This is a genomic window from Pseudomonas sp. rhizo25 (assembly GCF_031931935.1).
Classification (GTDB): Bacteria; Pseudomonadota; Gammaproteobacteria; order Pseudomonadales; family Pseudomonadaceae; genus Aquipseudomonas; species Aquipseudomonas synxantha.
In genome coordinates, this window is the sequence record NZ_JAUJXA010000004.1 from 369,172 (window position 1) to 381,037 (window position 11,866).

8 protein-coding genes, 2 tRNA genes and 2 pseudogenes are annotated in these 11,866 nt (G+C 60.2%); 8 read left to right on the top strand and 4 right to left on the bottom strand.

The annotated features are described in order from the left end of the window. The first annotated feature begins 39 nt into the window (after positions 1-39). The 8 genes and pseudogenes from hfq to QZR30_RS28035 all read left to right on the top strand — a co-directional run. On the top strand, positions 40-300 hold the full coding sequence (hfq, locus tag QZR30_RS11515; RefSeq protein WP_003188059.1) for an RNA chaperone Hfq: 261 nt from the start codon (positions 40-42) through the stop codon (positions 298-300). Between the two features lie 12 nt (positions 301-312). Continuing rightward, positions 313-1,614 (top strand): ribosome rescue GTPase HflX, encoded by a 1,302-nt coding sequence (hflX, locus tag QZR30_RS11520; RefSeq protein ID WP_043047876.1) that lies wholly within the window; start codon positions 313-315, stop codon positions 1,612-1,614. Positions 1,615-1,710: 96 nt separating this feature from the next. Beyond that, complete coding sequence (hflK, locus tag QZR30_RS11525; RefSeq protein WP_046070644.1) at positions 1,711-2,886, top strand: FtsH protease activity modulator HflK; 1,176 nt, start codon at positions 1,711-1,713, stop codon at positions 2,884-2,886. Further along, a complete protein-coding gene (gene hflC / locus QZR30_RS11530; protein WP_010213607.1) occupies positions 2,886-3,752 on the top strand; it encodes a protease modulator HflC in 867 nt (288 codons plus the stop codon). The genes hflK and hflC overlap by 1 nt, the downstream gene beginning before the upstream one ends. 293 nt (positions 3,753-4,045) lie before the next feature. After that, positions 4,046-5,233 carry an ATP phosphoribosyltransferase regulatory subunit gene (locus tag QZR30_RS11535; RefSeq protein WP_056847106.1) on the top strand — a complete coding sequence of 396 codons (1,188 nt, stop codon included), beginning with the start codon at positions 4,046-4,048 and terminating at the stop codon, positions 5,231-5,233. 54 nt (positions 5,234-5,287) lie between these two features. After that, positions 5,288-6,577 carry an adenylosuccinate synthase gene (locus QZR30_RS11540; RefSeq protein ID WP_043047871.1) on the top strand — a complete coding sequence of 430 codons (1,290 nt, stop codon included), beginning with the start codon at positions 5,288-5,290 and terminating at the stop codon, positions 6,575-6,577. Positions 6,578-7,691: 1,114 nt separating this feature from the next. Then, a pseudogene (locus QZR30_RS28030) lies at positions 7,692-7,745 on the top strand (hypothetical protein); the annotation flags it as partial. Positions 7,746-8,135: 390 nt separating this feature from the next. After that, positions 8,136-8,651: pseudogene (locus QZR30_RS28035) on the top strand (methyl-accepting chemotaxis protein); the annotation flags it as partial. Between the two features lie 91 nt (positions 8,652-8,742). On the opposite strand, the gene QZR30_RS11550 reads toward QZR30_RS28035, so the two are convergent. From QZR30_RS11550 to QZR30_RS11565, 4 genes are all read right to left on the bottom strand, one after another. Then, on the bottom strand, positions 8,743-10,296 hold the full coding sequence (locus QZR30_RS11550) for an ABC transporter permease (protein WP_311903321.1): 1,554 nt from the start codon (positions 10,294-10,296) through the stop codon (positions 8,743-8,745). Next, positions 10,296-11,321, bottom strand: a complete 1,026-nt coding sequence (locus tag QZR30_RS11555) for an iron ABC transporter substrate-binding protein (protein WP_056847103.1) — start codon at positions 11,319-11,321, stop codon at positions 10,296-10,298. Before QZR30_RS11555 ends, QZR30_RS11550 begins: the two co-directional genes overlap by 1 nt. 143 nt (positions 11,322-11,464) lie before the next feature. Continuing rightward, a tRNA-Leu gene (locus tag QZR30_RS11560) sits at positions 11,465-11,551 on the bottom strand. 154 nt (positions 11,552-11,705) lie between these two features. Continuing rightward, positions 11,706-11,792: transfer RNA gene (locus QZR30_RS11565), tRNA-Leu, on the bottom strand. Positions 11,793-11,866: the final 74 nt, after the last annotated feature.

The window sequence follows — 11,866 nt, forward strand, 5'->3', positions numbered from 1 at the left end:
TTCCGATTTTTATTATTGATCCTTAAAGGAGTGCGGCACATGTCAAAAGGGCATTCGCTACAAGACCCTTACTTGAATACTTTACGTAAAGAGAAAGTGGGGGTTTCCATCTACCTGGTCAACGGTATCAAGCTGCAAGGTACGATCGAGTCGTTCGACCAGTTCGTGATCCTGCTGAAAAACACCGTCAGCCAGATGGTCTACAAGCACGCTATCTCGACAGTCGTTCCAGTTCGTCCAATCCGTCTGCCTAGCGCAGCAGGTGACGAACAGGGTGACGCTGAGCCAGGTAACGCCTGATAGGAGCCTCCTTTGTTCTTTGAGCGCCACGGTGGTGGTGAGCGAGTAATCCTCGTTCACTTGGATGGACAGGACCCTGAGGCGCGCGAAGATCCGCAGGAGTTTCAGGAGTTGGCAAATTCGGCCGGCGCCGAGACCGTTGCGTTTTTTAACGTGCCGCGTCATCGGCCAACCGCCAAATACCTGATAGGCAGCGGCAAGGTCGAGGAATTGCGCGACCTGGTCCACGCCGAAGAAGCCGATCTGGTGATCTTCAATCACATTCTCACGCCCAGTCAGGAACGTAACCTCGAACGTGTTTTCGAGTGTCGCGTGATTGACCGTACCGGCCTCATCCTCGATATTTTTGCCCAGCGCGCCCGTACCCATGAAGGCAAGCTCCAGGTCGAACTGGCCCAGCTTGACCACATGAGCACCCGCCTGGTTCGCGGCTGGACTCACCTTGAGCGCCAGGGTGGTGGTATCGGTATGCGAGGCCCGGGTGAAACCCAGCTGGAAACCGACCGGCGCCTGCTGCGGGTTCGCCTGCGCCAGATCAAGGGCCGCCTCGAGAAAGTGCGCAGCCAACGCGAGCAATCGCGACGTGGGCGTACCCGCGCGGATATCCCGACCGTTTCCCTGGTGGGTTATACCAACGCCGGCAAATCCACGCTGTTCAACAACGTGACGAAATCGGACGTGTACGCGGCCGACCAACTGTTCGCAACCCTCGACCCGACCCTGCGCCGCCTGGATATCGACGACCTGGGGCCGATTGTCCTGGCCGACACCGTGGGTTTCATTCGTCACCTGCCGCACAAGCTGGTCGAGGCATTTCGGTCTACGCTCGAAGAGTCGAGCAATTCCGACCTGCTCTTGCACGTGATCGATGCGGCCGAACCGGATCGCATGCTGCAAATTGAACAGGTCATGGTGGTGCTGGGCGAGATTGGTGCCCAGGACTTGCCGATCCTCGAGGTCTATAACAAACTCGATTTGCTCGAAGGCGTTGAGCCACAGATCCAGCGCGACGAAAACGGCAAGCCCCAACGGGTCTGGTTGTCGGCGCGTGATGGCAGTGGCCTGGAGCTGCTTGAACAAGCCATTGCCGAATTGCTCGGCAGCGATTTGTTCGTCGGTACCTTGCGCTTGCCTCAGCGTTTTGCTCGACTGCGTGCACAGTTTTTCGAGTTGGGCGCGGTACAGAAAGAAGAACACGACGAAGAAGGTGTCAGCTTGCTGGCCGTTCGATTGCCGCGCTCGGAGCTCAATCGACTGGTCAGTCGCGAGGGTGTTGTACCGGCAGAGTTCATCGAACAACACACTTTGCAATAAAAGCCTCCTAAAGCGGTTGTGCCGCGGTAGCAGGCATTCTGTAGCATTGGTCGGCGCGCCGTGGGTGCGTCTTTGCTTTATCAGATGGAGAGCGCTATGGCTTGGAATGAGCCGGGTGGCAACTCGAATAATCAGGATCCTTGGGGTGGTAAGCGCCGTAATAATGGCGACCGCAAGGGGCCACCGGATCTCGACGAGGCCTTCCGAAAGCTGCAGGAAAGCCTGAATGGGTTGTTCGGTGGTGGAAAAAAACGTGGTGGTGACGACGGCGGTCGCACAAGCAAGGGCGGTGGCTATGGCCTGTTGGGCCTGGGTCTTGTCGTGCTGGCGGCCGTGTGGCTCTACAGTGCGGTATACGTCGTGGACGAGCAGGAGCAGGCCGTGGTGCTGCGCTTCGGCAAGTACTACGAGACTGTCGGCCCGGGCCTGAATATCTATTTCCCGCCGATCGACAAGAAGTACATGGAGAACGTCACGCGTGAGCGGGCGTACACCAAGCAGGGCCAGATGCTGACCGAAGACGAGAACATCGTCGAAGTGCCGCTGACCGTGCAGTACAAGATCAGCAACCTGCAGGACTTCGTTCTGAACGTCGACCAGCCGGAAATCAGCCTGCAACACGCAACCGAAAGTGCCCTGCGCCACGTGGTGGGTTCCACCGCCATGGACCAGGTGCTCACCGAAGGTCGTGAATTGATGGCAAGCGAAATCAAGGAGCGTCTGCAACGCTTCCTCGACACCTATCGCACCGGTATCACCGTCACCCAGGTGAACGTACAGAGCGCAGCGGCACCGCGTGAAGTGCAGGAAGCCTTTGACGACGTGATCCGCGCCCGTGAAGACGAGCAGCGTTCGCGCAACCAGGCTGAAACCTACGCCAACGGCGTCGTGCCGGAAGCCCGCGGCCAGGCCCAGCGTATCATCGAGGATGCCAACGGCTATCGCGATGAGGTGGTCTCCCGTGCCAAGGGTGAGGCAGATCGCTTTACCAAGCTGGTAGCCGAGTACCGCAAGGCGCCGGAAGTCACCCGTGAGCGTCTGTACCTGGACACCATGCAGGAAGTCTTCAGCAACACCAGCAAGGTTCTCGTGACTGGCAGCAAGGGTGGGCAGAACAACCTGCTGTACCTGCCGCTGGACAAGATGATCGAAGGTGGTCGTAGTGGCACCAGCGCACCGTCTACCGGTTCCAGTGCCGCTGCCAACGAAGCGAGCGCCCGTGCGGCCGCTGACTTGCTGCAACAGCAAACACGTACCAGGGAGAGTCGTTGATGAGCAATAAATCGCTGACCGCCCTGATTGTGGGCGTCGTCGTGGTCATCGCTGCCTGGAACTGCTTCTACATCGTGGCTCAGACCGAGCGTGCGGTGCTGCTGCAATTCGGTCGTGTGGTCCAGGCGGATGTCCAGCCGGGCCTGCATGTGAAAGTCCCCTACGTCAACCAGGTGCGCAAGTTCGACGCCCGCCTGATGACCCTGGATGCACCGACACAGCGCTTCCTGACCCTGGAAAAGAAAGCCGTGATGGTTGACGCCTACGCCAAGTGGCGCGTCAAGGATGCCGAGCGCTTCTACACAGCGACCTCCGGCCTCAAGCAGATTGCTGACGAGCGTCTGTCGCGTCGTCTGGAATCGGGCCTGCGTGACCAGTTTGGTAAACGCACCCTGCACGAGGTGGTATCCGGTGAGCGGGATGCGCTGATGGCTGACATCACGCGTTCGCTGAACACCATGGCGGAAAAAGAGCTGGGTATCGAAGTGGTCGATGTCCGGGTCAAGGCCATTGACCTGCCCAAGGAAGTCAACCGCAGCGTGTTCGAGCGCATGAGCACCGAGCGTGAGCGCGAGGCCCGTGAGCACCGCGCCAAGGGTAACGAGCTGGCAGAGGGGATCCGTGCGGATGCCGACCGTCAGCGCCGTGTCCTGCTGGCAGAAGCCTATCGCGAGTCTGAAGAGGCCCGTGGTGATGGTGATGCCCAAGCCGCGGCGATCTACGCCAAGGCCTACGGCCAGGACCAGGAGTTCTACGCGTTCTACCGTAGCCTGCGCGCCTACCGTGAAAGCTTCGCGAACAAAACCGACGTCATGGTGCTGGACCCAAGCAGCGACTTCTTCCGCTACCTGGAAAAGTCCAAGTAACCAGCCTGTAATTCTGTAGGACGCACTCCGTCGGGCGGCTAAAATGCCTGGCGGGGTGCTCCTTTCAGAAAACGGGTGTATGATGCGGCAGCCGGGAAATTCCCGGCTTTTTTGCGTCTGCATGTTTGATTCGGCAGGCGTGACAGGTTTTTCGAGGAAAGTGCCCGACGAGGCCGGTTACAGGCCGTTCGTCACGTCGCTCTTGCGCGTGGTTTATGCAAGAGGCGGGTATTTTCTGCTTCACTCAAGGTTCGGCCGAGGGCTGGCCGCCCGGATCAAAGGGGAATGGCGTAATGGCAACGGTAGACCGCTGGCTGCTGCCAGATGGCATCGAAGAAGTACTGCCACCAGAAGCTGCGCGCATTGAAATAGCGCGTCGCCAGGTGTTGGATCTGTTCCAGAGCTGGGGTTACGAGTTTGTCGTGACTCCCCATATCGAGTACCTGGAATCCCTGCTGACCGGCGCGGGCCAGGACCTGGATCTGCGCACCTTCAAGGTCATCGACCCGCAATCGGGTCGGCAAATGGGTTTCCGTGCCGACATCACGCCGCAAGTGGCGCGCATCGATGCGCACACTCTGCGCCGCGAAGGTCCTAGCCGCCTGTGCTACGCCGGCAGCGTGCTACATGCCCAGCCGCGTGCCTTGTCGTCTTCCCGGAGCCCGATCCAGTTGGGCGCCGAGTTGTACGGCGATGCCAGCCCGAGCAGCGATGTTGAAGTGATCAGCCTGATGCTGGCCATGCTGCAACTGGCGGATGTGCCGGATGTGCACATGGATCTGGGGCATGTCGGTATCTACCGCGGCCTGGCCCGTGCGGCCGGGTTGTCCGGCGAAGTAGAGCAGCAATTGTTCGATGCCCTGCAACGCAAGGCCATCGATGAAGTGGTCGCCCTTACAGAGGGTGTACCTGCGGATCTGGCCGGCATGCTGCGTGCGCTGGTGGATCTGTGCGGTGGCCGTGAAGTGCTGTCGGCTGCACGTGAGCGCCTGGCCAAGGCGCCAGCGCCGGTATTGGCCGCGCTGGATGACGTGCTGGCAATCGCCGAGCGCCTGTCGGCGCGGTTCCCGCAGCTGCCGCTGTATTTTGATCTGGGTGAGTTGCGCGGCTACCACTACCACACCGGTGTGGTGTTCGCGGTATTTGTCCCGGGTGTTGGCCAAGCCATCGCCCAGGGTGGTCGTTATGACGATATCGGCGCTGACTTCGGTCGTGCGCGTCCGGCCACTGGTTTTTCCACCGATTTGAAAACCCTGGTGACCCTGGGGCGTGCTGAGGTCGAGCTGCCGTCTGGTGGCATCTGGATGCCCGACAGTACGGACGCAGCGCTCTGGCAGCAGGTTTGCCAGTTACGCAGTGAGGGTCAGCGTGTAGTCCAGGCCTTGCCTGGGCAGCCATTGGCCGCCGCCCGTGAAGCGGACTGCGACCGGCAATTGATTCAGCAGAACGGGCTTTGGCAAGTATCGCCACTGGCTTCTTGAGTTTTCCTGCCGGCCATCGCCGGCACCAAGTTTGCGCGAATGAGGACAAGTGTTATGGGTAAGAATGTCGTAGTCCTGGGCACCCAATGGGGTGATGAGGGCAAAGGCAAGATCGTTGATCTGCTGACCGAACATGCTGCCGCCGTAGTGCGCTACCAAGGTGGCCACAACGCTGGCCACACCCTGGTCATCGATGGCGAAAAAACCGTCTTGCACCTGATCCCATCGGGCGTACTGCGCGAAGGCGTGCAGTGCCTGATCGGCAACGGTGTGGTGGTTGCACCGGATGCCCTGCTGCGCGAGATCATCAAGCTGGAAGAGAAAGGCGTACCGGTGCGCGAGCGCCTGCGTATCAGCCCGTCCTGCCCGCTGATCCTGTCCTTCCACGTTGCGCTGGACCAGGCTCGTGAAAAGGCCCGTGGCGAGCTGAAGATCGGTACTACCGGTCGCGGTATCGGTCCGGCCTACGAAGACAAGGTTGCACGTCGTGGCCTGCGTGTGGGCGACCTGCTCAACATGCCGCGCTTTGAAGATAAGCTGCGTGAACTGGTGGATTACCACAACTTCATGCTGGTGGGTTACTACAAAGAGCCGGCCATCGAGTTCGAAAAGACCCTGGCCGAGTGCAAGGAATACGCTGAGCTGCTCAAGCCGCTGATGCTGGACGTGACCGCCGAGCTGCACGACCTGCGTCGCGCTGGCAAAGACATCATGTTCGAAGGCGCCCAGGGTTCGTTGCTGGACATCGACCACGGTACCTACCCGTACGTGACCAGCTCCAACACCACCGCTGGCGGCGTTGCCACCGGTTCCGGCGTTGGCCCGATGTTCCTGGACTACATCCTGGGCATCACCAAGGCCTACACCACCCGTGTCGGTTCGGGTCCATTCCCGACTGAGCTGTTCGACGACGTCGGTGCGCACCTGGCCAAGCAAGGTCACGAGTTCGGCGCAACTACCGGCCGTGCTCGCCGTTGTGGTTGGTTCGACGCCGTTATCCTGCGTCGCGCTATCGATGTGAACAGCATTTCGGGCATCTGCCTGACCAAGCTGGACGTCCTCGACGGTCTGGAAACCATCAACATCTGCATCGGCTACAAAGATGCAGAAGGCAACGATGTTGCTCCGACCGACGCCGACAGCTACGTAGGCCTGCAGCCTGTGTACGAAGAAGTGCCTGGCTGGACCGAGTCGACCGTGGGTGCCAAGACCCTGGAAGAACTGCCAGCCAACGCCCGTGCCTACATCAAGCGTGTTGAAGCGTTGATCGGCGCACCGATCGACATTATTTCGACGGGCCCGGACCGCAACGAGACCATCGTACTGCGTCACCCGTTCGCTTAATAAGCTGTTGATGTAAAAAGCAAAGGGCTCCTTGGGGAGCCCTTTGTCGTATCTGCAGGCCAGGCGGCACGACCCTTGCTGTGTTTCTCTCTTTCGCGGTGCTATCAATTTAATGGCACCCGTGGTGGAGGGATTCCCGATGTCTGCCGTTCTCTCATTGTTACAAAGCCGGCTGTTGCGGCCGGTCTTCGTTACCCTTGGTATCGCTCTTTTGGTGCAAGTGCTGGTCGCCGTCGCTCTGACCCGGAGCACGGTCACTGCACTGGAGGCCGATTTGAGCAATCGCCTGGGTATCGACAGCCAGAAGCTGTCTGGCGAATTGGCCCAGGCGGGTAAGGAAGTCACCTCCAGCCTGGACAGCCTGTCTACCAGCACCCGCCAGCGTCTGACGGCGGGGCTATCTACGCGCTTGCAGGAAGAACAGAAGCAGCTGCGTGCGACCCTGGAAAAAGACTTGCAGGACTCCGCCAATGATATGGCGCAGTTGTTGGCCTCTGTGGCCCCTCGCGCCATGTGGGACAGTGATGTGCCGACGCTGTCGGAGTTCGCCCGGCGTGCCCAGCGCAATCCCAACGTATTGTTTGTGGTTTACGACGATGCAGCGGGGGAGCACCTGACCCGTTATTTGAACCGTGAAAACCCAATCAACCAGGCCCTGCTGGCAAAAGGCGCAGGTGAGCGTGCCCTGGACAAAGTCCTGGATGCGGCGAAGACAGATCCTTCTGTGTATTACGTCGAAGCGTCCATCAGCCCCAATGGCGTGGAAATCGGCAAGGTACGCATGGGGGTGTCGACCGCTGCGGTCGAGGCTGATCTACAGGCTTTGGATAAGCGCTTTGCCGCGCTGATCGCCAGTGGCGATCAATTGGTAGGCGACAGCCTCAAGGGCGCTGCGGCTGATAGTGCCGCCGCCATGGGCGCAAGGTTGCAATCGGCACAAGCCACTGCCACCCAGATGACCGCCAACACCGCCAGTGCCGTGCAGGAAGCTGCGGGCACCCTGCGCTGGCGTATCGGCATGGGCCTGGCCTTGGTGGGGCTTGGCGTATTGCTGCTGATCGCCATCGTACTCGGTCGGCGCGTGGTCAACCGCTTGAAGCTGCTGATCGCGGCCATGGATGACCTGGCGGCGGGCGAGGGCGATCTCACCAAGCGCGTGCAGATCAACAGCAAGGACGAAATCGGTGACATGGCCTCGGCGGTCAATCGCTTTGTGGATAAGTTGCAACCCATCGTGCGCGAAGCAGGCGATGTGGCCCAGCGCACCGGTGTGGAGATCGGTGCAATGACGTTGCGCAATGCCGGCGCCGATGCTGCCGCTGGCTTGCAGCGTGACGAAGTGGCGGAGAGTTTGCGCGCACTCTCGCAAATGGCTGACGAGGCCCAGGCCGAAAGCCATGCGATGCAGGCGGCGTTGCAACAGGTGGTGGATATTCGCCAGGCCACGGATGAAAACTCGCGCACTTCCGCCGAAGTCGGCAACTTGATCGAAGCGTTGGCAGGGCAGGTCCAGGCCGGTTCCCAGGTCATCGAGCGTCTGGCCCAGCAAAGCGAGCAGATCGAAGTCGTGCTGACTGTGATCCACGGCATCGCCGAGCAAACCAACCTGCTGGCCCTTAACGCGGCCATCGAAGCGGCACGGGCCGGCGAGACCGGTCGCGGCTTTGCGGTAGTGGCGGACGAAGTACGGGCGCTGGCCAGCAAGACCCAAAGCTCCACAGGCGATATCCAGGCGCATATCGTGGCGTTGCAACAGGGCGCGCGTGAGGCGGTGGAAACCATCGGCAAGGCTGGGCGCCAGGCCAGTGAAGGTTTGCTGGTGTTACGCGACAGCGTGCGCTTGCAGCAGACGGTACAGGCGTCAGTGGAGCAGGTGCACGCAGCCATTGGCCTGGCGACGCGTGCAGCCGAGCATCAGGCCCAGGGCGCCCATGCGGTGCGTGGGCGGGTCGAGGTGATCCATGCCCAGGCCGAACGTGCGGCACAGGCGGTGGTGGAGACGACGGCCAGTGGCAAGGTGCTGGATGGGTTGGCGGCGCAGTTGAAGGCGAGCCTGGGGCAGTTCAGGGCTTAGCCTCGCCTGTGCCGGCCTCATCGGGGGCAAGCCCCCTCCCACATTGGAACGCATTCCAAATGTTGGAGGGGGCTTGCCCCCGATAGCGATCTCAGCGACTCAGATACATCCGAGTCGTGAGCAAATACACCGGCAACCCCGACACCAGAATCAGCAGTGCCGCATAAGGCGCCGCCGCCGCAAACTCCACATTCGAAGTATGTGCCCAAACGGCAGTCGCCAGGGTATTCAGCCCGGTCGGACTGAGCAGCAACGTCGCGGTCAACTCCTTCATCGCATCCAGGAACACCAGTGCAAACGCCGCTCCCAGCGCCGGGAAGATAATCGGCAACGTCACCCGGCAAAACGCACTGAACGACGAAGCGCCCAACGTGCGTGCTGCCTCTTCCAATTGCGGTGCGGCCTTGTTCAGCGCGGTGCGAATCGGCGCCTGGGCCAATGGCAAGAACAGCAGCGCATAAGCGATCAACAGCAACGCCGAGGTCTGGTACAGCAGCGGCACATAATGCAGGGCGAAATACACCAGCGTCAGCGCAATCACCAAGCCGGGCAGAGCATGCAGTAGATAGGGCAGGCGTTCGGCCCAGATCGCCAGTTGACCTTTGTAGCGCACCACCAGCAGTCCCACCGGCACCGCCAGCACCAGGCACAGAGCTGCGCCGCCCAGTGACAGTGCCAGGGAGGACAGCAGCGCCTCACCTATCTCTGCCATCGGAAACGCTGCAGATGAGCCTACGGCCAGCCAGTAACCGAGCATCCCCAGGGGAATGCCGCTGCCGATGATCGCCAGCCCAAGGCAATACACCTGGCCCAAAGGCGCCCATTTGCCCAACCGGACCTGTGCGGCATGTCGCGCCGCCCCTTGGCCTATGCGCACATGCCGGCCTTTGCCGCGCACGCGCAGCTCCAGCCACAGCAAGGTCAGGCACATCACCAGCAACACCGCCGAGAGCATTGCGGCATTGGCATTGCTGAATTCCAGTTCGAATTGCTGGTAGATCGCCGTGGTAAAGGTCTGCAAGCCAATGATCGACAACGCGCCGAACTCCACCAGCATATGCAGGGCGATCAGCAGCGCGCCGGCCAGCAACGACGGCCACAGCAACGGCAAGGTGATGCGCAGGAACACGCCCCAGCGGTTCAGCCCCAATGTGCGGGCGGATTCTTCCAGGGACGGGTCAAGGTTGCGCAAGGTCGCCGCCACCGGCAGGAATACCAGCGGGTACTTGGACAGGCTCATCACCAGGATCGCGCCGCCCAGCCCTTCGAAGTTGGCGCTCAGCGACACCCAGGTAAAGCTGCTGACAAACGCCGGCACGGCAAACGGCAGGCACAGGATCACGCCCCAGATGCGCCGTCCTGGCAGGTTGCTGCGTTCCAGTAGCCAAGCCAGGGACAGGCCGATCACGCCGCAGGTCACGGTCACGCCGACCATCAGCGCGAGGGTGTTGCGCAGCAGGCCGAAGACATACGGCCGCCATAACAGATGCACCGCCTCTGCCCAGCCCGCCTGCCAGGCCTTGAGCCCGACATACGCCAGTGGCAGCAGGCTCATGCCGACCAGCAACAGCACCGGCAACAACAGCCAGATCGAAGGGCGTTTGCGCCGGGGGCTGAACGCTGCGGCAGGTAGCGATGGGTTCATCAGTTCAAGCCAACGTCACGTTCCAGTTCCAAGGCTTCTTCGGCGTTGCCAAGGTCGGCCGGGGTGACTTTCGGCGGTTGCAACTCGCTAAATGGCTTGAGGCCGCGGTTGGATTCCATGCCTTTACGCAGTGGGTACTCGGCCGAAGTGTTAGTGATCACGCGCTGGCCTTCTTCACTGGCCATGAATGCCAGCAGTTGCTGGGCTTCCTTGGGGTGCTTGCTGGATTTCAGTGCGGCAGCGGAGGACACGGTAATCAGGCCGCCGGCATCGCCATCAGTGAAGTAGTGCAGTTGGGAGTCCAGGTTGGTTTTCTCCTTCTTCAGGGCAAACCAGTAGTAGTTGTTCACCAGTACGGTGGCCACTTCGCCGTTTTCCACGGCCTTGAGGGCGACCATATTGTTGCTGTACACCTTGCCGAAGGCGCGCAGGCCGGTCAGCCATTCTTCCGCGGCTTCACGGCCGTGCAGCTTGATGATTGCCACCGCTTGTTCCTGGAACGCGCCGCTGGTGGGTACGAAGCCGACCTTGCCTTGCCACTCGGGGCCGGCGAAGTCCAATACCGACTTGGGCAGGTCTTTTTCAGCAATCAGTTTTGGGTTGAAAGCCACGACGCGGGTGCGGGCGGTCACGCCCATCCAATCGCCGTTACGGCCAACGTAATCCTTGGGTAGTACATCGAGGGTGCTGGTATCGATCTTCGCCAGCAGGCCTTGCTCGCCGAGTTTGTTCAGTGGCGGCGACTCTTCGGTATAGATCACGTCGGCAGGGGAACGGTCACCTTCTTCGACGACCTGGCTGGCCAACTGATTGCTGCTGCCTTTACGCACGTTAACGTGAATGCCAGTCTTGGCTTCAAAGGCTTTGGCGAGTTCATCGCCGACTTCCTTGTGCTGGCCGTTGTACAAGGTCAGGGCGATCTTGTCGGCGGAGTAGGCGGTGGGCGAGAGCAGGGTCAGGCCAAGCAGGGTGAGGCTCAGGCCACGCAGAAGGGATGTCTTGAGTCGGTTATCGCGGATCATCATCCGAAGTGTTCCTCGCTATATGCAACAAATCATTGCAAGGATAAACGATAAAACTTCTCAAGTGCGGATGAGGGGGAAATCACTGGGGAGTTTTTCTGGCGTCAGAAACGAAAAAACCCGCTTTCGCGGGTTTGATCTGAATTTGGTGCCCAGGAGAAGACTCGAACTTCCACGACCTTGCGATCACCAGCACCTGAAGCTGGCGTGTCTACCAATTTCACCACCTGGGCATTATCGAACAACGTTGCCGCTGTTGATGGGGCGAACTATACGGCGGGCTTTTTGTTCTGTAAACCCCTGATTCGAAAAATATAAATCAATTTTCCCGTTAAAAATCAAAGGCCTGAAACGAAAAAACCCGCTTTCGCGGGTTTGATCTGAATTTGGTGCCCAGGAGAAGACTCGAACTTCCACGACCTTGCGATCACCAGCACCTGAAGCTGGCGTGTCTACCAATTTCACCACCTGGGCATTATCTGACAACGTTGCCGTCGTCGATGGCGCGCACTATACGGAGCGATATTTACGCTGTAAACCCCTGCCAT